The sequence below is a fragment of the Rhodospirillaceae bacterium genome (assembly GCA_016712715.1).
Classification (GTDB): domain Bacteria; phylum Pseudomonadota; class Alphaproteobacteria; order Dongiales; family Dongiaceae; genus Dongia.
In genome coordinates this window covers 825,001-846,200 of record JADJQM010000001.1, presented here as the reverse complement: position 1 = coordinate 846,200, position 21,200 = coordinate 825,001, and the positions used below count along the sequence as shown (strand labels likewise).

The following is a 21,200-nucleotide window of genomic DNA, read 5'->3' as shown; positions in this document are numbered from 1 at the left end:
GTCAAATCTCTCGGTAAAGAATAAGGATCGCGCCGACGGCGCAGAAGAAGATGGGCCACAACCAGCCGCAGATATTGCGTGCCGTGCCCTCCAGCCGGAGCTCCAGCCAACGCGCCCAGCCAGCCCAGATGCCGAAGATCGCGATCGGCATATGTGTCATCTCGATAAGCAGCAATTCTTTGACATTGGCGATCGAGTGCGAATGGGTGAGCAGCATCATCCCACCCGTGGCGCATAGCAGAGGGAAGACATAGCGCGCCCATCTGCGGGTCAGCGCTTCCGTGCGCACGCTCCATTCGAACCCGGCAAACCCGATCAGCAGGAGCATGAAGATCTTGTGCTGCACGAACTCCGGATCGCGCAAGCTGGCGCCAAGACTGATCGATCCGAAAGGCCACCCCTCCGCCTCCGATCGCAGGAACAGGAAGCCGGCGAGTGCCACGAACAACAGCGGCCAGTGCTTGGCCCAGGGCGCGCGGCCGCTACGCTCAAGAAGGGCCAGGATGCCGATCAGGAGAACAATGATCCCAGACCAATGATGATTGTATTCGGACCAGGCGATATCCTTGGCGTTGCGAGGCAGCGGTACGCCTGAGCCGGGCACATAAACCTGCTGATGACTGAGCGTGTCGCCGGCCTGCAAGTCACTGGCCGCGCGCTGCGCTTCATAGAAAGCGAGGCTGTCTTTGTCCGGACTGGTCAGCATCGGCCATTTTGGCTCCAGCCGCTCGACGATATCGTTGAGCGTGGCGCGGCCCTCGACCAGATCGATGGCCGGCGGCAATGAGGTGATCGAGGCGGCGACGAACAGCACGGTAATGCCGATGCCGATCTCGACCTCGACAAACCGCTTCAGCCGCAGCAACGAGCGATCGGTCCCACGGCTGAGCTCGCGGACAGCGCGTGCATTGAAGAAGCCGAGGCAGAGCAGGCTGACGAACAGGATGGTCTTGGTTCCCAGCATCATGCCATAGGCAGTGCCGTACATGGCTTCCATGGACCCGACATAGAAGACCAGCATCAGGATACCTGATGCGGCGATGGCGAGGACCGATAAAAGCGACAACATCGAAAAACGCGCGCCCACCCGCGCGAGACCGGGACCATGCGGCAATGTGTTGAGCGCGAACAGGAAAGCCGGCAATCCGCCGATCCAGACGGCAGCCCCCAGGTGATGGAGCGCGGTCGCGATAAGGAGGATGAGCTGGTTGTCGAGCCGTGCGGCCGCGTGGCTGGTGGCAATGCCGGCAGCAAGATCGATTGCCCCCAGCAAGGCCACGACGAAACCCAGCCTGCCGCCGCGTGCCAGCAAGGACATGGCCAGGACGGCAGCCGCCAGGCGGATCAACTGTGCGCTGGCATAGCTTCCGCCGAGCGCATTCAGGTAGCTGCCATCGGTGGTTCCGGCCAGGATGACCGTATGGGCCCACAGGCTGGCCGCCAGGAACGCCACCATGATCATGACGCTGTAGAATGCGATGCGGCGGGTGCCGGTGGCGATGCGTTGGCCGATCGGACCTAGCTCGTCCTGAAGAGGCAGGACGACCAGGAACATGAAGCAGAGTGACCCCAGATAGAAACTCTGCGCCGACCGTGTAAAGCCGGACAGCAGCACGCTCAGGAACCCGAAGATGTCGAGGAGAAAGGTCAAGGCGCGACGCTCACGCAGGCAAGTGAATGGATCAAGGGGCTACCACGAACGGCACGTCGCCGCGCGTGATATGACCGTCGGTGGCCAGCACCTGCCAACGGATCGAATAGGCGCCAGGCGTCAAGCCAGTCAATCGGCCCGCAAGGACTGCAGGGCTGGGATTCGGGAGGAGGGCAATCTCGACAGTGCCGCCGTCCGGTCTGGTCAGGATGAGCTTGGAGCGCGCGCCGTCAATGCGCACGTTGAACGTGAAAACTACGTCGACATCGGGGCCAGTGACGGTCTCGCCGGTTGCGGGTTGGGGCGCGACGATGATGGCATGGGCGAGGGCTGCCCCCGGCAATCCAGCCAGGAGCCAGCAAAGGACCAAGGTCTTCAAGAAAAAGTTAAATTTGTTCAAGATCTTAGCAGCCCCCAATGAGCGACGGGTGGGTTGCTCGCTACATAGCAGACCGGGCGCCGTGAGTCACCTGGGAGGGGATCCTGGCTGCGGCGGCAAGGCGCGGTCCAGCGCTTGGCGCCAGGGATCCAGGATCGACGCCGCGGTCCGCTGGCTAGGCCCGATCGGCGCGGCCCGCATCATGGCGACGCTGCGCAGGAAGATGCCCAACGACACGCCAAGAATGCGCAGATCAGCCAGATGCGGCCGGTCGGGCATGCCGGCCATCTGCCAATCCACCGGCCAGGGTTCCGACTGCGGCCGGTTGAGCCATGAGTGCACCACTGTCATCTGTTGTGGAGCGGCTACAGCTTCCAGGCCCGAAAGCGTCAGCCCGGGATAGGTGGCATGGACGCGTGCCACCGCATCGCTGGCCAGGGCGCAGAAATCGCGAGCAAAGCGGCGGCGCTCGTCATCTGTCAGATCGTGCCACAGTCGGCCGGCGGCGAATCGGCCGAACGCCTCGACCTCCGGGCACAAACCGGCGGCTTGACCGCGCGTGGGCAGGGTTGCGCTGAACAGGGCGCGAATATAGCGTGCCGCAGCCAGATCCATCGGCGTCTCGGCCTGCGGCGCGCCGGGTCCTGCCACGACGAGAACGAGACCGATGAGGATCGGCAAGAGGGTACGAATGATGCGCATCAAGGCTGATACTACATGTTAGGGCAGGAGCGACGCGAGGGGCGACTATCCCTTGTGACGGGCGGATGCGGCTTCATGGGCCGGCACCTGGTATCGCTGCTCAGCGCCCGGGGCGACCGTGTCCGTGTGCTCGACCTGCGCGACTGGCCAAGCTCGCCGGCCATGCCCTTGCCGGCCAATGTGGAGATGCGCCTGGGCTCGATCCGCGACCGGGAAGTTCTGGCGCGCGCCAGCGCCGGCGTGGACCGGGTCTTTCATCTCGCCGCCAACCCCAATCTGTGGGCGGCCTATCCCAACACCTTTCACGAGGTCAATTTCGAGGGCACCTGTCGCGTCATCGACGCGGCGGCGGCGGCTGGCGTCAGCCGCTTCGTTTATACCTCGACCGAATCCATCCTCAAGAACATCAACGCGCCGCGCGCCTCGCGCAAGGCGCTCATCGATGAAAGAGTGCATCACACGGTGAACGATGTGCCCGGCCCCTATTGCCGCTCGAAGTTCCGGGCGGAAGAAGCGGCCCATGCCGCGGCGCAGGGCGGCTTGCCCGTCGTCATCGTCAATCCCACCATGCCGATCGGGCCTGGTGACTTTCTGCTGACGCCACCTACCAAGATGATCCTCGGCTTTCTCGACGGCACCACACCGGCATATCTCGACTGCGATTTCAATCTGGTCGACGCCCGCGATGCGGCGCTTGGCCATCTGCTGGCGGCGGAGCATGGCAGGATCGGGGATCGTTATATCCTCGGTCACGAGAATCTGAGTCTCGGCCATTTGCTGGCCCAGTTGCAGCGGCTGACCGGATTGTCGATGCCTAGGCACCGAGTGCCCTATTGGCTGGCCTATGCCTCGGCCCTGGTCAGCGAGGGCGTTGCCAACATTACCAAGAAGCCGCCCATGGCGCCGCTTACCGGCGTCCGTCTTGCGCGCTCCTCGATGGCGTTTGATTGCAGCAAGGCCCGGACCGAACTCAACTGGCAATGCCGGCCGCTGGAACAGTCCTTGCGCGACACGATAGCCGATCTGCAGCAGCGCGGCCTATTGCGGCGGAACCCAGGCCTGGCCGTCCATTGACCCAGGGTTGCTTGATGCTATTGGGGCAGGCGCTGTGCCCGCTGCGACATTGTATATGAAGCCGTAGGCCGGATAGACGCTGCCATAGGAGCCGGCCTCGCCATTGTAGAAGCGTGGCATGCTCCAGTCATTGGCCGGTGAGACGTCATAGACGCTCTGGGCATGGGTGACATGGCCGCGAATCCAGTTCGCATGATCGACCAGGATCTCGCGCGCGCTGATCACCTGCCGCACGACCGCCACATGACCGCTCCGCAATCTGCCGGTCTGGGCCAAGACCAGCACCGCGCCCGGCGCCGGTGATGCGCCGCGCTGATAGATGCCGCTGGCACCATCCCACCAGGTAAAGGCGTCGCCACGCAGATTAATCCCAGACACCATGCGTGCATAGGGAACGCAGGTCATCGTGGTATAGGGCGAGCCAGGTGTGGAACTGGGCGCCGGGATATCGAGGAACGCGGTCGACGGGCGCGGCTCGACATGCGGCGCCTCCAGGCTATCTGCACAAGCGGTCAACAACAGTATCGCGCCTGTCAGCGTTGTCATGACGGCGTAGTGCCGAACCTGAATCGACAGGTGTTTCTGCATGATTTGCGCGCGCAACCGACTCGTGACGTTTTCGCAATCATGCTAGTCGAATCTGGGACAGTGGCAAAGACCCGTCACGATAAGATGATCATGGGCAGCCCAGAAGCGCCCGGACGAATGACCGGACACGCGCGCAAGCGCATTTAAGAAGTCGTCATCCGCCCATGCGACCAGAGTGATCGCATGCCGGACGCAGGGGGCGGAGAAATTTCCGTCCGCTTGGTCAATCGGCCTGCTGAACGCAGCATTTGCCATCCAGATAAATCGATCGCGCGTTGGGCGCCACGGGCAAACTTGCCTCGCGGCCAAGCCCGGGCTGATAGGGGAGAGCAGGCGATGAACATCCATGAATACCAGGCAAAGCAGTTGCTGCGTCGCTTCGGCGTGCCGGTACCGCGCGGCGATGTCGCGCACAATCTGGTCGAGGCGGAATCGGTCGCCGAGGAACTCGACGGCCCGACTTGGGTCGTCAAGGCGCAGATCCATGCCGGCGGCCGCGGCAAGGCCGGTGGCGTCAAGATCTGCAAATCGATCAAGGAAGTCGTCGCCAACGCCGACCAGATGCTCGGCATGAAGCTGGTGACGCATCAGACCGGCCCTGAGGGGCGCCAGGTGCGCAAGATCTACATTGAACAGGCGAGCGACATTGCCCGCGAGCTTTACGTGGCGCAGTTGATCAATCGTGCGACCGGCGGCGTCACGCTTATTGCCTCCACCGAAGGCGGCATGGATATCGAAGAGGTGGCGGCGCATCATCCGGACAAGATCATCCGGCTCGACATGCAGCCGGCCACGCCGATGCGCGCCTTCCAGGCGCGGCAGGTGGCATTTTCTCTCGGCCTTAAGGAGCGCGAAGTGCATAAGTTCGTGCGCTTGGTGATGGCCGTCAACAAGGCCTTCCGCAGCCTCGATGCGGTGATGATCGAGATCAACCCGCTGGTCGTGACCGGCGTCGGCCGCCTGGTGGCACTCGACTGCAAGATGATCTTCGACGACAACGCCTTGTTCCGGCACAGCGACATCCAGGATCTGCGAGATGACAACGAGGTCGATCCGCTGGAACTCGAAGCCGCCCGCCACGACCTCAATTATGTGAAGCTGGATGGCAATATCGGCTGCATGGTGAATGGCGCCGGCCTCGCCATGGCGACCATGGACATCATCCAGCATTTCGGCGGCCAGCCTGCCAACTTTATGGACATTGCCGGTGCTGCCACCAAGGAACGCGTCGCCTGCGCCTTCAAGCTCATCTTCAACGATCCCGGCGTGCGCGGCATTCTCGTCAATGTCTTCGGCGGCATGATGCGCTGCAATTCGATTGCCGAAGGCATCGTCGGTGCAGCAAGGGAAGTGGGCCTCGACCGACCGCTCGTGGTACGGCTCGAAGGCACGAATGTGCAACTGGGCCGTGAGATCCTGGAGCAATCCGGCCTGCCGATCATCACGGCAACCACATTGGCCGATGCTGCGCAGAAGATTGTCGCCGCCACGCAATCCAAGACTCCCGAGCAGAAGAGGGCCTAAGCCATGGCAATTCTCGTCAACAAGGACACCAAGGTGATCTGCCAGGGCTTCACCGGCACGCACGGCACCTTCCATTCGCAGCAGGCGCTGGATTACGGCACGCAGATGGTGGGCGGTGTCACCCCGGGCAAGGGCGGCAGTTCACATCTCGGCCTGCCGGTCTTCAACACGGTGCATGAGGCGCGCGCCAAGACTGGCGCCAATGCGACCGCGATCTATGTGCCGCCCATCTACGCCATGGATTCGATCATGGAAGCGATCGACGCCGGCATCGAGATCATCGTCGCCATCACCGACGGCATCCCCGTCCACGATATGGCGCGCGTGCGCAAGGAGCTGAAGGGCACGAAGTCCCGCGTCATCGGCCCGAACTGCCCCGGCGTCATTACGCCGGAACAGTGCAAGATGGGCATCATGCCGGGCTACGTCCACAAAGCCGGCAAGGTCGGCATTGTTTCCCGCTCCGGCACCCTTTCATATGAGGCAGCGACTCAGACCACGGCGGTCGGCCTCGGCCAATCGACCGTGGTCGGCATCGGCGGCGACCCGGTCAACGGTTCCAGCTTCCTCGATATCCTGGAGCTGTTCCTGGGCGACGACCAGACCGAGGCCATCATCATGATCGGCGAAATTGGTGGCACACCGGAGATCGAGGCAGCCGAGTTCCTCAAGCGAGAAAAGCGCAAGAAGCCGGTTGTGGGCTTCATCGCCGGCAAGGCTGCCCCCGCCGGGCGGCGCATGGGCCATGCCGGTGCCATCGTCTCGGGGGGCGGCGAAAGTGCCGCCGAGAAGATCGACGCGCTGCGGGCGGCCGGTATCCGGATCACCCCCAGCCCGGCGGAGCTGGGCCAGACGGCCCTTGAGGCCTTGCGCGCCTAGATTTACTTTATTGCACTGCACAAAAGTTCTTTTGCGCCTGCGCCGGGACCTGTACTCTTTGGGTCTCGGCGCACGAATTTTCTTGAGTTGGAGGTACCCATGACCACGGCGAAGCAGGGCAAGTCGCGAAATTCCGATGCGGCTGCCTTGCGGGTCAAACCGGCCTCGCGCAAGCCGGCCGCGAAGGGGCCGGCGCTTGAAGCCGGCCTCAAGCCCCTCGAGCGCATGTTCCCCATCGAGCGCGGCTTCGATGTCGCGAAGGCGGAGCGTGATCTGAAATCAGCGTTCGGCGATCTTGCGGGCCTCCGCGAGCGCAATCCCTTCGGCAATTCGGTGAAGCTGCTGGCGCTTGAGGTCGGCAAGCGCCTCGACAAGGGCAAGCTGTCGCTCGGCGGCATCGAGACCCTGATTCAGGAACTGACCGTGGCGGGCTTCGAACATCGCGCCGCGCGCCTCAACCACTATCTGGGCGAAAGCGATCCCAGGCGCAACGAGCAGCGCCTGCGCGATGCCTTCCAGGCCCTGGCCGCCAGCTCGCGCAGGCCGGGCGGCGGCAAGCAGAAGGCCAATCGCATTTCCTTTCAGAGCTACAAGGCCGCGGTAGAGCGGGAATTGTTCGGCATCGTCATCACCGGCCATCCGACCTTCAGCCAATCCCACGAAATGGTGCGCCTGCTGGCCGAGCTTGGCGTCGGCCGCACGGCGGATGGCGAGAAGGTGACCGCCACGCGCCGCCGCAAGATCCTGGCCGATGCGCGGGCCGTCGAGCACCGGCCGCCGGAAAAGCTCGATCTCACCTATGAATACGACATGTCGGTGGTGGCGATTGCCAACATCCACGGAGCGCTCCGCCGCGCCTATGAAATCGCTCTCGACGTCGCTGCCGAGCACTATCCCGACGAATGGGAGCAATTGTCGCCGCGCCTCATCACGGTCGCAAGCTGGGTCGGCTATGATCTCGACGGCCGTTCCGACATCAAGTGGAGTGACACGCTCTTCACCCGCCTCAAGATCCAGGTCCTGCAGCTGCAGCGTTATGTGAAGCTGGTCGACGAACTGCGTACAGGGATTGAATCGAAGCGCAGCAATGTCGATCTGGTTCATCTCCTCGAATTGCTGGAAAGCCGCCTTGCGCTGGCCATCAAGGAAGCCGAGGACGAGATCGAGGTCTTCCAGGGTGGCAAGAAGGAAGGCGAGGCACCCTTGGCCTGGGCCGAGGAGGTCCGCCGCATCGCCAAGCGCATGCATGACGGCCGCGAACTGCGCCTCATTGATTCGGCGCAACTGCTGGAACTCATCGATCGGGCCTTGGGACTCTCCAAGACGCCTGAGCAGCGGCGCAAGCTCATCGTGTTGCGCGCCGAGATCGCCAATCACGGGCTCGGTATGGCGCATACCCATGTGCGCCTGAACGCCGTGCAGATCCATAACGCGATCCGCAAGCTGATTGACATGGAGGCGGCCCCCGACGATCCCGCCCACAAGCGCTCCTACATCGCCAAGATCACCAAGCTGCTGCTGCATGTGAAGCCGGTACAGATCAACTTCGCCTCGATCCTCGCTGAGCGCACATCGGCCAAGCGTCTGTTCATGATCGTGGCGAAGATGCTGAAATACATTGACACCACGGTCCCCGTCCGCTTCCTCATCGCCGAGACCGAGACGCCACTCACACTTCTCTCGGCGCTCTATTTTGCCAAGCTGTTTGGCGTCGACGGCAAGGTCGATATCTCGCCGCTGTTCGAGACCACCAAGGCGTTCGAACGCGGTATCCGCGTCATCGATGAATGCCTGCAGAACCCGGCCTTTGCGGCCTACGTGCGCAAGCGCGGCCGCCTGTGCATCCAGACCGGCTTCTCGGATGCCGGCCGCCATCTCGGCCAGACAGTGGCGGCCATTTCAGTGGAGTGGCTGCGCCTCAAGCTTGCCGAGCTGATGCGCCAGCGCGGCTTCGACGATATCGAACTGGTGATCTTCGACACCCACGGCGAATCGATCGGCCGCGGTGGCCATCCGGAGGATTTCCGCGCTCGCCTCGAATATGTGGCCTCGCCTGTGAGCCGCCAGAACTTCGCGCAGCAGGGCATCCGCGGGAAGGAGGAGGCAAGCTTCCAGGGTGGCGATGGCTATCTCTATTTCATCACGCCGGATATTGCCTTGGCCTCGGTCACGCGCATCCTCGAATACATGCTGCCGATTCCCACCGACGATGTTGAATCGGATCCTGCCTATCGCCATGACGAAGACTATGTGAAGGAGTTCTTCATCACCATCCGCCGCTTCAATGAGGAGGTGATGAACGACCCGGCCTATGCAGCACTCCTCGATACGTTCGGCGGCAATCTCCTTTTCATCAGCGGTTCGCGCCCGGTGAAGCGCGAACACGAAGGATTAGCGCAACGCGTCAACCTCACCCATCCCAGCCAGATGCGCGCCATCCCCCATAACGGCATCCTCCAGCAATTGGGCATGCTGGCGAACACGGTGGGCGGCGTGGGGCAGGCGATTGCCCGCGACCCGGAACGCTTCCAGCGCCTTTACCAATCATCGCCGCGCTGCCGCAGGCTGCTGGGAATGGTCGATTGGGCCCTGGCCTTTACCGATCTCGAAGCCTTGAAATGCTATGTCGATCTGTTCGATCCCGGCCAGTGGCTCTCGCGCGCCTATCAGGCGAAGGACGCAGTGGCTGCTACCGAGCTTCGCCATGTCGCGGAGCATCTCGAAGGCGACCGGGTCTATGAGAAGCTCGCCAAGATCTACCGCGTCTTCCAGCGCGACATGCTTGATTTGCGCGAAGGCCTTGCCCTGGTCGGCCTGCCACAGGCCAAGATCAGCGACGAGGTGCGCATGGACCTCCGCCTGCTGCATGGGCTGCGCATCGCGCTCATCATGCGCATCTTCACGCTGACCGCGCATATCCCGGACTTTTCGGACCAGCACAACATCACGCGACAGCAATTGGTGTCGAAGATCTTCCATCTCGAGATCGACGACGCCATGCGCAAGCTGAACACGATTTTTCCCAAGGTCGAGCAGATCAAGTTCGAAGGCGATTTCGGAGAAGCCGCGACCTATGTAGGGGATTGGCACCAGACCTATGAACGTGAACACCAGGCGATCTTTGGTCCTATTGCCGGTCTCTACACACTGGTCAGGCGGCTGAGTTCAGGTATCATCCACACCGTCGGGGCGTTGGGCTAGGTCGATCATCAGGGCCGGCGCGCCCCTTTGTCAGGGGTGCGTGATGGATCGAACGGGTGGGACGGCCGGGATCGCTGGAAAACCGGGTGTGATGGGATGGCTGGTCGTCGGCCTCGGCTTCATCGCCCTCTCGGTCGGATTCTCGGCGCGGGCCAATATCGGCCTCGCCATGGCGCCCATGGAACTGGAGCTTGGTTGGAACCGGACCGGCGTGTCGGATGCCGCCGGTTGGGCCCTGGTCATCATGGCCATGGTGGCGCCCTTCGCCGGCAACCTCGTCGACAGGTTCGGTCCGCGCCTTCTGCTGGGCGGTGGCCTGGTGGCGCTTGGTGTCGGCATGCTCGGCACCAGCATGGTGCAGAACGCCTGGCAGTTCTATCTCGCCTACAGCCTGCTGGCCGCGATCGGTTTCGGCACGGTGGCAACCCATGTCGTCTCCACGGCAGTCAGCTACCGGTTCAGCGAACGCCAGGGTCTGGCCGTCGGCATCGCCACCTCCGGCTCTTCCGCCGGTCAGTTTCTCTTTGTGCCGATCGTCGCGCTCATCCTCGCGGCCTTCGGTTGGCGCGCGAGCTATGTCGTGCTGGGTCTGGGATGTCTGGCCCTGGCGCCGATCGTCTTCTTCCTGCTGCGCAATGAGGGCACCTCGCGCACGTCACGCAACGCGGTCCAACTCGATAGCCTGCCGGTTCGGCTCTCTCGGCTGGCGAAGAGCGGCACCTTCCAATTGCTGTTCTGGAGCTTCTTCATCTGCGGCTTCACCACGACCGGCGTCATCGAAACCCACTTCCTGCCGTTTGCCGCTACCTGCGGCTTTCCACCCCAGGAAAGTGCTGTGGCCTATGGGCTGCTCTCGGCCATCAATCTTGCCGGCATGGTGTTCGCGGGCTGGCTCACCGACCGCATGAACCGGCCGCTGCTGCTGGGCGCCATCTATATCGCCCGCGCCTTCAGCTTCCTCATCCTGCTGATGGCGGCCGACGACATCAATTTGCTGTTCGGCTTTGCGGTTGTGTTCGGCGTGTTCGACTATTCGACCGTCCCGCCCACGGCCAGCCTCGTTGCCAGCCATCTCGGCATGAAGGTGATGGGGCTTGCCATGGGGCTTCTTTCCGCCGGTCACGCACTGGGTGGTGCCGTCGGCGTGTTCCTCGCCGCCCGCATCTTCGACTGGTCAGCGAGATATGATTGGGTTTGGCTTGTCGCCTTCGGTTTGGCTATTCTCGCCGGACTGATGGCCTTTGCCATCCGGGAAAACCGGGGCAGGGATCTCGTGCCGGCCATCGCCTGAAAATCGCTCTCTCAAGGGAAACGACCGATGAAAATTGACTTTGTGGCCAAGCCGGCTGCCGATGCCGCGGTTCTGGTTGTGCTGATCAGTGAGGGTGGCAAGCTTGGACCTCGTGGCGAGGCTCTGGACAAGGTGCTTTCCGGTGCGCTGCAGCGCAGCCTCGATCTGCCGCGCTTCAAGGGCAAGAAGGGCGAACTCACCGAGCTCCTGGTGCCCAATGGAACGAAAGCGCGCCGCGTCATCATCCTCGGCCTCGGTGCCGCGAAGGATATGGCTGCCTTGTCGCTGCGCGAAGCGGGCGGGGCGCTCGCGGCCCATCTCGTCAAGGAATTCGAGACCAGCGCCACCCTGCTGGTCGATCCGGTCAAGGGCTGCAAGCTTGAAGAGGCTGAGATCGGCGGCGAGATCGCGTTGGGCGCGCAGCTGCGCAACTACCGTTTTGACCGCTTCCTCACTGAACACAAGCCCGACAAGCCCAAGGCGCTGGCCGGCCTCACATTGGTGACAGCGCATCCGGCCGCGGCAGACAAGGTCATGCGGCGTCTGGGTGCCGTCGCCAATGGCGTCGCTTTGGCGCGCGACCTCACCAACGAACCGCCCAACGAGCTCTATCCGGAAAGCTTCGTCGCACGGGCGAAGAAGCTCACCAAACTCGGTGTCAAGGTCGAGGCGCTCGACGAAAAGCAGATGGCCAAGCTCGGCCTCAACGCGCTGCTCGCCGTGGGCCAGGGCTCCGCGAGGCCGCCGCGCCTCCTGGTGCTGCAGTATAGCGGTGCCGGCAACAAGAAAGGCGATGCGCCGCTGGCGTTCGTGGGCAAGGGCGTCTGCTTCGATCCGGCGGCCTGTGCATCAAGCGTTCGGGCGCCATGTACGACATGAAGGGGCGACATGGCCGGCGGTGCCGCTGTGATGGGTCTCATCTGGGCGCTTGCCGAACGCAAGGCCAAGGTCAATGTGGTGGGTGTCGTCGGCCTGGTCGAGAACATGCCCTCCGGCAATGCCTTCAAGCCGGGCGACATCGTCAAGACGCTTTCCGGCCGCACCATCGAGATGATCGACACCGATGCCGAGGGGCGCCTGGTGCTGATCGATGCGCTCTTTTACACCGCCTCACGCTTCAAGCCGAAATCGATCGTCGATCTGGCGACGCTCACCTATTCGATCCAGGCAGCGCTCGGCACGGTCTTTGCCGGCATCTTCGCCAACAATGACGATCTGGCGACGCATCTCACCAGCGCCGGCCAGGAGGTTGGCGAACGCTTGTGGCGCATGCCGCTCGACAAATCCTATGACGAGCATCTGGAATCCCGCATCGCCGACATCAAGCACCATGCCGAAGATTCGGAATCGGGCGATGCGCCGCATGCAGCGGCCTTGCTCAAGCAGTTCGTCAAGGATCTCCCCTGGGCGCATCTCGATATTGCCGGCCGAGAGTTTGCGGCCAAGGACCGCAGCACCTGCCCGGCCGGCGGCACGGGCTATGCTGTCCAGCTTCTGGAACAATTTGTGGCCAAAAGCGAAGGCATTGTCTGAGATTTAGGCGACGTCTGCCTGGAAAAGAGGCGACCGGCGCTTAGCCGTCGGTCGCACCACTGACATTGAAATTATCTATATAGGACATAGAGAAAGCCCCTGGCGACTTTGATTTGTAATCAAAGCATCATCAAAGGTGCGCAGTTGAGCGCCAACTTCCAGTCGCCGCAAATTAAGCGGTCGCACACCAGGAGACGGGGATATGAAAAATTGGATCTCGCGCCGCAAGATGGCGCTGATGGGGGCAGCCGTTCTGGGGACGGCGGCTTCACTGTTCGCTGCTACCACGCCGACCTTGGCTGACGACGTCGTGCTCAAGGTCTATACCGCGCTCGAAGAAGAGCAGATGCCGATCTACAAGGAAGCCTTCGAGAAAGCCAATCCCGGCATCGTTATCGAATGGCAACGTGACTCGACTGGTGTCATCTCGGCGCGCCTGCTGGCCGAAAAGGACAATCGTCAGGCTGACGTCGTTTGGGGCCTCGCCGCCACCAGTCTGATGGTGCTCGACAAGGAAGGCATGCTTGAAAGCTACCGTCCGGTTGGCTTCGACCTGATCAAGGACGATTTCAAGGATCTGCGCAGCGGCTGGCCCACCTGGGTCGGCATGGACGCCTGGGCCTCCGCCATCTGCTTCAATACGGTCGAAGCTGAGAAGCTCGGCCTGCCGAAGCCGACCAGCTGGAAGGACCTCACCAACCCGGTCTACAAGGACCAGATCGTCATGCCGAACCCGGGCTCCTCGGGCACTGGATTCCTGACGGTCTCGGCTTGGCTGCAGCTCTTTGGCGACAAGGGCGGATGGACCTACATGACGGCGCTCCACGACAATATCAAGACCTACTTGCATTCGGGCTCCAAGCCTTGCAAGGCGGTGGGCGCCGGTGAATATCCGATCGGCATCTCCTTCGCCTATCCGGGTGTCAAGTTGATCAATGACGGCGCACCGGTCGAAGTGATCCTGCCCAAGGAAGGTATTGGCTGGGACATGGAAGCAACCGCCATTATGAAGGGCACCAAGCAATTGGCCGCGGCCCAGAAGCTGGCTGACTTTGCCGCCAGCGCGGACGCCAACAAGCTCTACAACGACAGCTATCAGGTCCTCGCACGCAAGGACGTGACGGCAAGCCTGCCGGCCAACTATCCGGCCGACGAAGACAAGCTGATGATCTCGCCCAACAACTTCTATGACATGGCCGATCGTCGTCAGGCCATTCTCGACGAATGGCAGAAGAGCTTCGGCTCCAAGGACGCGCCGAAGTAACAGCGACGCGGACCTTAGTTGTGACCTCGGGCGACCCGGCCACTGCGTGTGGCCAGGTCGTCCGATTGTTTTGTCGTTGATCGAACGGAATATGAAGATGACCGGCCGGACGCCCTACCTACGCATCGAACATGTGAGCAAGAGTTTCGGCGACTTCCAGGCACTGAAGAACATTTCGCTGGATATCTATGCCGGCGAATTTGTCTGCTTCCTTGGGCCATCTGGCTGCGGCAAGACCACCTTGCTCCGCGCCATCGCCGGTCTCGACATTCAATCCTCCGGCACGATCGTCCAGAACGGTGTCGACATCTCGGCCCTGCCGCCATCGCAGCGGGATTTCGGGATCGTTTTCCAATCCTATGCGCTATTTCCCAATCTCAACGTGGCCGACAATGTTGGGTACGGACTGGTCGGCGGAAAACTGTCGCGGACTGACATCCATCAGCGCGTCGACGATCTGCTGGCCATGGTCGGCTTGACCGGGCAGGAGAAGAAATATCCTAGCCAGCTTTCGGGCGGACAACAGCAGCGCGTGGCACTGGCGCGGGCGCTTGCCATGTCGCCGGGCTTGCTCCTTCTGGACGAGCCGCTCTCGGCCCTCGATGCCCGTGTGCGTCAGCATCTTCGCGCCGAACTCAAGCAATTGCAGCGCCGCCTCAAGGTCACCACGATCATGGTCACCCACGACCAGGAGGAAGCCCTTGCCATCGCCGACCGCATCGTGGTCATGAATGAGGGACGCATCGAACAGATCGGCACGCCAATCGACGTCTATCGTCAACCGGAAGCATCCTTTGTGGCCGATTTCGTGGGGCAGATGAACTTCCTGGACGTCGAGCATCAATCCGACAACTTGATCCGCCTGGGCGAAGCCGTGCTTGAGATCCGTGGTGGCAGGTCCAATGGCAACGGCGGCGCAATGCTCTGTATTCGCCCAGAAGATATCCAGATTCGCGGCGTGGTACCCGGACAGGCCAACAGCGTACTCGCCAAGATCGAGCATATGGAATTCCTGGGCTCCTTCTGCCGGGCGGAATTGCGGCTCGTTTGCGGCCGCCGCTTGCAGGCCGATTTCTCCATCAATGCAATGCGCGATCTGTCTCTGGCGCCGGGCCAGGAGCTGACCATCGCCCTGCCGGCCGATCGCATAAGGTTGTTCCCGGCACTGGTAAGCGCGGCCAGCCATCATGGTTGACATGATAATGTCCGCCAGCGCCGTCACACCGCGCCGGATCCGGCCGACAATCACGCGAGAAGATTGGCTGGTGCGCCTGTGCCTGTTGCTGCTCGGCCTTTACCTGGTCGTGACTCTGGTCCTGCCGCTTTATACGCTGCTGGCCAAGAGCTTGCAGGACAAGGACGGTACGTTCGTCGGTCTCGCCAATTTTGCGCGCTACTTCGCCGACCCGGCAATGCTACAATCATTCGGCAACACGATCTTTGTGGCCGGCATCGGCACTGTCATCACCCTGCTCATGGCATTTCTCTATGCCTATGCCCTGACGCGCACCTGCATGAAGGGGCGCGGCCTCTTCCGTGCCATTGCCTTGATCCCGTTGCTGGCGCCCTCGCTGTTGCCTGGCTTGGCGCTAGTCTATCTGTTCGGAAATCAGGGAATCTTCAAATCTCTTTTGCTCGGTCACGAGATTTATGGCCCGATCGGCATCGTCATGGGCGAAGTATTCTTCGCCTTTCCCCATGCGCTCATCATTCTGGTAACGGCCCTGTCGGTCGCCGATGCGAGACTCTATGAGGCGGCTGAGTCCCTCCGTGCGCGCCCGGCACGGATATTCATGACGGTGACGTTGCCCGGTTGCCGCTATGGCTTGGTGAGCGCCGGCCTGGTGGTCTTCACACTTATCTTCACCGATTTTGGCGTGCCCAAGGTCATTGGCGGCTCCTACAACGTCCTGGCGACCGATGTCTATCGGCAGGTGATCGGCCAGTTCAATTTCCAGATGGGCGCCGTTGTCGGCCTCCTGCTCCTGCTGCCTGCTGTTCTTTCCTTCGCCGTCGACCGCATCATCCAGCGCAAGCAGGTGGCGCTCCTTTCGGCGCGGGCAGTGCCGTTGCAGCCCAAGCCCCGCGTGCTGGTCGACCGTCTGTTCTTCTGCCTGGTCGCGGCGATGGCGGGCTTTCTGCTGTTGGTTCTCGGCATGGCGCTGTTCGGGTCGCTGGTGAAGTTGTGGCCCTACAATCTCAGCCTGACTCTCAAATGGTATGATTTCGCCCGCGCCGGCACCGATGGCTGGGGGCCCTACTTCAACAGCCTGCGCATGGCAGCACTGGCGGCGGCGATCGGCACGGCGATCATCTTCTGCGGCGCCTATCTGGTGGACAAGAGCAGGGGGGCGGCCGCCTCCGCGCCATGCTGCATCTCCTCGCGATGATCCCGTTGGCGGTACCGGGGATCGTGCTCGGCCTCTCCTACATCTTCTTCTTCAATGCGCCGGACAATCCGCTCAACTTCATCTACGGCACCATGACCGTGCTGGTCGTGAACACGATCTGTCATTTCTATACAGTCGGCCACCTCACCGCCGTCACCGCACTGAAGCAGGTGGATAGCGAGTTCGAATCCGTCGCGGCCTCCTTGAAGGTCCCGCTTTACCGGACTTTCTGGCGGGTGACCGTACCGGTCTGCCTGCCGGCGATCCTGGATATCAGCGTCTATCTCTTCGTCAATGCAATGACGACGGTGTCGGCCGTGGTGTTTCTCTATTCGGCCGATACCAATTTGATGTCGATCAATGCCATCAACACCGACGATGCCGGCAACACGGCCTCCGCCTGCGCCATGGGCATGACCATCGTTGCCACCTCGGCGGTTCTCAAGGGATTGCACAGCCTGATCATGCGCCGGGTCGAGCGGCGGACGCAGGCGTGGCGCAAGCGCTGAGTTAGCGGTCGGTCCTAAGCCTTCATCGCCATCGCCAGCCCCAGTATGTTACAGTTTCGTGACAGAAGCTGAGTCGGGCGTACTAGCCCGGCGCGGAAAAATTGAGGCGATACCGGCATGATCTTTCTGCTCAATCTATTCGGCGCGGCGGCGCTCCTGCTCTGGGGCCTGCGCATGGTGCGGACAGGCGTGCTGCGCGCCTATGGCGCCAGGCTGCGCCAGAGCCTCAGCCTCGCCACCAGCAACCGTTTCAGCGCCTTCCTCTCCGGCCTCGGCATCACCTGCCTGCTGCAATCTTCGAGTGCCACGGCGCTGCTCTCGGCTTCCTTTGCGTCGCGCAAGCTGGTGACGACGGCCGGTGCCCTTGCCGTCATGCTGGGGGCCGATCTCGGCACCAGCCTGGTGGCGCAGGCCTATTCCTTCAAGGTGGGCTGGATCTCGCCGCTGATGATCGTCATCGGCTGGGTGATGTTCAGCAAGTTCGAGGATTCCAAGGTGCGCGATCTCGGCCGCGCCATCGTCGGCCTCGGCATCGCCTTGCTGGGCCTCCATCTCATCACCGAGGCGGCCGAGCCTGTCCGCAACGCGCCGCTCCTGCCGCAGGTGCTGAAGCTGATGAGCGATGCGCCGGTCTTCGGCGTGCTGGTGGGAGCAGCCCTCACCGTGCTTTCGACCTCCAGCCTTGCGGTCGTGCTGCTGGTTATCAGCTTCATGGCGAAATCCATGGTGCCGGTCGATCTCGGCTTTGCGCTCATCCTCGGGGCCAATCTCGGCAGCGCCGTCATGCCCATCCTTGCCACCTCCGGCGAACCGCCCGAGGCACGTCGTGTGCCGCTCGGCAATCTTATCTTCCGCGTAATCGGTGTTTGTCTTGCCGTACCGCTTATCGGGATCGTGCAGTCTTATCTTGCGATGCTGGAGGCGGCCCCGGTGCGCCAGGCGCTCAACTATCATGTCGCCTTCAACCTGGCACTGGCGGTGATCTTCATCGGCTTCACCGGGCCTGTGGCGCGGCTGACCGCGCGCCTGCTGCCCGATCAATCCGGCGCCGATGATCCAGGCAAGCCGCGCTATCTGTCGCAAGGTCCCGTCGACCAGCCGACCATTGCACTTGCAAATGCCGGGCGCGAGGCGCTGCGCATGGGTGATCTCGTGGGACAGATGCTGCGCCAGTCGCTGGAAGTGTTCCGCTCCGATGATCGGCGCCTCATCAAGCAGGTGAGCGACCTCGACACGCAGATCGACCGACTCAATGAGGCGATCAAGCTCTATCTCACCGGCGTCAGCCGCGAATTGATGGATCCGGCCGATCAGAAGCGCGTGCTCGACCTCATCACCTTCATCACCAATCTCGAGCATATAGGCGACATCGTCGACAAGAACCTCATGGACCTTGCCGCGAAGAAGGTGAAGTACCAGCTGAAATTCTCGCCTGAGGGCACGCAGGAACTCGACAAGCTCCATGAACGCCTGACGCACAATCTCGAACTCGCCATGAACGTGTTCATGTCGGGCGACATCAAGCTGGCGCGCCAGCTATTCGAGGAAAAGCGCCTGTTCCGGGAAATGGAGAAGAGTGCGGCGGAGAATCATCTGTCGCGCCTGCGTTCGGGGCGCATCGAGAGCATTCAGACCAGCAGCCTGCATCTCGACATCCTGCGCGACTTGAAGCGCATCAACTCGCATCTGGCCATTGTCGGCCAGCCGATTCTCGAAGCGGCGGGCGAGCTCAGCCCAACCCGCCTCAAATAGTCCTTATCTACTTTCCAGTCCGCCGGTCGCCTGCGGGCAGGCGTACCGGGCGACGCAGGAAGGCCGGCAGATGATCGCCAAAGCCGTGGCCAGCGATCATTGCTTCTTCTTCATGATGCGGCTTGGAATTGGCGCGGCGTTGATGCCTGTTCTCATGCGGCTGAACGGGCACCAAGCTCTTCTGGCCTTGCACATGGGCGTTCGTGTCGATCGCCTCCGGCAGGGCCGTGCTGGCTTCGAGCAGGTCATGGCGATGCAGCGTTTCGGTCGGATGCGGAATCGCCGCATCGATCACGGCTTCCGAGTTTGCTGCGACCGCGACATTGTCCTTCTTGCCGCCGCGGCGACGACGCGGCGTGCGCGACTTCGCTTCATTCGGCACGGCGCCATTGGCCTCGACATCGAGGACCGTCACTGGCTGTTCGATATCGGCTACGGGCAGGGCCGTCATGTCCGTCTCGGCAACGGCGGCCTGGGGCCGCTCATCGCGCTGCGGGCGGTCGCCATGACGCGGGCGATCCTTGCCGCCACGGCCGCGATCATTGCGGCCCGACGACGGTGCACCGCGGCTGCGACCACGGCCACGACGGCCGTCGCCTTCGCCGAAGGGCTGCGATTCGATGCCCTCGATGGTGATGGTGGGAATTTCCTTGCCGATCAGCTTGACGATCGCGGCGATGTTCTTGCCGTCATCGGGTGTCGCGAAGGTGAAGGCGCGGCCTTCCTTGCCGGCGCGGCCGGTGCGACCGATGCGGTGGACATAGTCCTCGGCGTGAATCGGCGTGTCGAAGTTGAATACATGGGTGAGGCCGGCAATGTCGATGCCGCGGGCGGCAACGTCGCTGCAGACCATGAGCGATGCTTCGCCGCGCTTGAACATTTCCAGCGTTTCGCTGCGCGCCGACTGCGCGAGATCGCCATGCAGGCGCACGGCCTTGAAGCCATGCTTGGTGAGCGACTTGTAGAGGATGTCGACATCGACCTTGCGGTTGCAGAAGATCAGCGCGTTGCCGACATTCTCATTGCGGATAAGGCGACGCAGCGCTTCGCGCTTGTCCATGTCGTTGACGACGATCATGCCCTGGGTGACGGTTGTCGCCGTGCTGGCGGGCGCCGAGACCGTGATCTCTTTCGGGTTCATCAGGAACTGGTCGGAGAGACGGCGAATTTCTGGCGCCATCGTGGCCGAGAAGAACAATGTCTGGCGGATCTTCGGCAGCAGGCTGACGATGCGTTCGACATCGGGAATGAAACCCATGTCCAGCATGCGATCGGCTTCGTCGATGACCAGGATCTTCACATCGATGAGCAGGATCTTGCCGCGCTCGAACAGATCGAGCAGGCGCCCGGGCGTTGCGATGAGCACGTCGACGCCGCCCATCAGCCTGGCTTCCTGTTCGGCGAAACCTTCACCGCCGATGATGAGGGCGTGCTTGAGGTTGTGGTACTTGCCGTACTTCTCGAAGTTCTGCGCGACCTGGGCCGCCAGTTCCCGCGTCGGCTCGACGATCAGCGAACGCGGCATGCGCGCCTTGGCGCGGCCGTTCGCCAGGATGTCGATCATCGGCAGGGTGAAGCCGGCGGTCTTGCCGGTGCCGGTTTGGGCACAGCCCAGCACGTCGCGCCCCATCAGCACCGTCGGAATGGCCTGCGCCTGGATCGGCGTCGGTTCAATATAGCCGGCTTCGGTGACCGCGCGGATAAGCTCGGGGCTGAGCCCCAGATCGGAAAAAACCATGATGTCTCGAAAATTGGGGGGCCGATCTCACAAGCAAAACGGCCGCCCTCGGCTCCCGTGGCGACCGCCGCATACATGTCGCGCAATATAGGGAGATGTTGGCTTTTGTCAATCACAGCCGGGGGCTATGGTCGAGGAAATGCCGTCAAAATCGCGTGTTCTGGGAGGTCGCCATGTTGCTGAAGCGTGACAATTCTCAATTGCTGGTTGTCGATATGCAGGAACGCCTGGCGCCCGCGATCGACGATATCGCCGGTGTCGCGGCGCGCTGCGGAATCCTGCTGCAGGGGGCGGCCGAACTCGCCGTGCCGGTGCTGATTTCCGAGCAATACCGCAAGGGATTGGGGGCGACCTTGCCAACGCTGCTGGCGCTCGCCGGCAAGCATCAAGCGTTTGAGAAGGTGGAGTTCTCCTGCTTTGCCAATCCTCTTCTGCGCGCGGCACTCACCAAGGTCCCCGGGCGTAACACGATCATCTGCGGCACGGAGGCGCATGTCTGTGTATTGCAGACGGCGCTGGAGATGCGGGAAGCGGGTCACGAGGTCAGCTTGGTGGCCGATGCCGTGGGTTCGCGCCGGGCCGAGAGCAAGAGCGTCGCGATCGCGCGGATGCGCGCTGCGGGTATTGACGTGGTGACCAGCGAAATGGTGCTCTTTGAGTGGTTGCGCACGGCGGCGGCGGCGGAATTCAAGGCGATCTCGCGCTTGATTCGCTGACGCGGCAGC

Annotated in this window: 14 protein-coding genes and 2 pseudogenes; 11 read left to right on the top strand and 5 right to left on the bottom strand. The window is 62.3% G+C overall.

The genetic code is table 11. The annotated features are described in order from the left end of the window. Position 1 precedes the first annotated feature (1 nt). The 3 genes from IPK59_04255 to IPK59_04245 form a co-directional block, all read right to left on the bottom strand. Positions 2-1,651, bottom strand: coding sequence for a CopD family protein (locus IPK59_04255; protein MBK8158015.1), 1,650 nt, complete (start codon positions 1,649-1,651; stop codon positions 2-4). A gap of 31 nt (positions 1,652-1,682) precedes the next feature. Then, positions 1,683-2,030, bottom strand: coding sequence for a copper resistance protein CopC (locus tag IPK59_04250; GenBank protein ID MBK8158014.1), 348 nt, complete (start codon positions 2,028-2,030; stop codon positions 1,683-1,685). Between the two features lie 87 nt (positions 2,031-2,117). Further along, positions 2,118-2,732: an ABC transporter substrate-binding protein gene (locus IPK59_04245; protein MBK8158013.1), complete on the bottom strand. Its 615-nt coding sequence runs from the start codon at positions 2,730-2,732 to the stop codon at positions 2,118-2,120. Between the two features lie 15 nt (positions 2,733-2,747). Between IPK59_04245 and IPK59_04240 the strand changes: the two genes are divergently transcribed. After that, positions 2,748-3,806 carry an NAD-dependent epimerase/dehydratase family protein gene (locus IPK59_04240; GenBank protein ID MBK8158012.1) on the top strand — a complete coding sequence of 353 codons (1,059 nt, stop codon included), beginning with the start codon at positions 2,748-2,750 and terminating at the stop codon, positions 3,804-3,806. Here the strand turns inward: IPK59_04240 and IPK59_04235 are convergent. Further along, on the bottom strand, positions 3,771-4,352 hold the full coding sequence (locus IPK59_04235; GenBank protein MBK8158011.1) for a CHAP domain-containing protein: 582 nt from the start codon (positions 4,350-4,352) through the stop codon (positions 3,771-3,773). The two genes, IPK59_04240 and IPK59_04235, sit on opposite strands and share 36 nt — an antisense overlap. Before the next feature lie 378 nt (positions 4,353-4,730). Between IPK59_04235 and sucC the strand changes: the two genes are divergently transcribed. The 9 genes and pseudogenes from sucC to IPK59_04190 all read left to right on the top strand — a co-directional run bounded on the left by sucC (position 4,731) and on the right by IPK59_04190 (position 18,737). Then, positions 4,731-5,918, top strand: a complete 1,188-nt coding sequence (gene sucC, locus IPK59_04230; protein ID MBK8158010.1) for an ADP-forming succinate--CoA ligase subunit beta — start codon at positions 4,731-4,733, stop codon at positions 5,916-5,918. Between the two features lie 3 nt (positions 5,919-5,921). After that, positions 5,922-6,797, top strand: a complete 876-nt coding sequence (gene sucD / locus IPK59_04225; protein ID MBK8158009.1) for a succinate--CoA ligase subunit alpha — start codon at positions 5,922-5,924, stop codon at positions 6,795-6,797. 99 nt (positions 6,798-6,896) lie between these two features. After that, entirely contained in the window at positions 6,897-9,998 is a 3,102-nt protein-coding gene (locus IPK59_04220; GenBank protein MBK8158008.1) for a phosphoenolpyruvate carboxylase, read from the top strand. A 91-nt stretch (positions 9,999-10,089) separates the two neighbouring features. Next, complete coding sequence (locus IPK59_04215; GenBank protein MBK8158007.1) at positions 10,090-11,289, top strand: MFS transporter; 1,200 nt, start codon at positions 10,090-10,092, stop codon at positions 11,287-11,289. A 27-nt stretch (positions 11,290-11,316) separates the two neighbouring features. After that, a pseudogene (locus tag IPK59_04210) lies at positions 11,317-12,822 on the top strand (leucyl aminopeptidase). A 202-nt stretch (positions 12,823-13,024) separates the two neighbouring features. Then, positions 13,025-14,086, top strand: a complete 1,062-nt coding sequence (locus IPK59_04205) for a putative 2-aminoethylphosphonate ABC transporter substrate-binding protein (GenBank protein MBK8158006.1) — start codon at positions 13,025-13,027, stop codon at positions 14,084-14,086. 97 nt (positions 14,087-14,183) lie between these two features. Next, complete coding sequence (locus tag IPK59_04200; GenBank protein MBK8158005.1) at positions 14,184-15,281, top strand: putative 2-aminoethylphosphonate ABC transporter ATP-binding protein; 1,098 nt, start codon at positions 14,184-14,186, stop codon at positions 15,279-15,281. Between the two features lies 1 nt (position 15,282). Beyond that, positions 15,283-16,985, top strand: a pseudogene (locus tag IPK59_04195) (putative 2-aminoethylphosphonate ABC transporter permease subunit). A 117-nt stretch (positions 16,986-17,102) separates the two neighbouring features. Next, positions 17,103-18,737 (top strand): Na/Pi cotransporter family protein, encoded by a 1,635-nt coding sequence (locus IPK59_04190; GenBank protein ID MBK8158004.1) that lies wholly within the window; start codon positions 17,103-17,105, stop codon positions 18,735-18,737. 7 nt (positions 18,738-18,744) lie between these two features. On the opposite strand, the gene IPK59_04185 is transcribed toward IPK59_04190, so the two are convergent. After that, a complete protein-coding gene (locus IPK59_04185) occupies positions 18,745-20,475 on the bottom strand; it encodes a DEAD/DEAH box helicase (GenBank protein MBK8158003.1) in 1,731 nt (576 codons plus the stop codon). Positions 20,476-20,648: 173 nt separating this feature from the next. On the opposite strand from IPK59_04185, the gene IPK59_04180 reads away from it, so the two are divergent. Beyond that, complete coding sequence (locus tag IPK59_04180; protein ID MBK8158002.1) at positions 20,649-21,191, top strand: hydrolase; 543 nt, start codon at positions 20,649-20,651, stop codon at positions 21,189-21,191. Positions 21,192-21,200 lie beyond the last annotated feature (9 nt).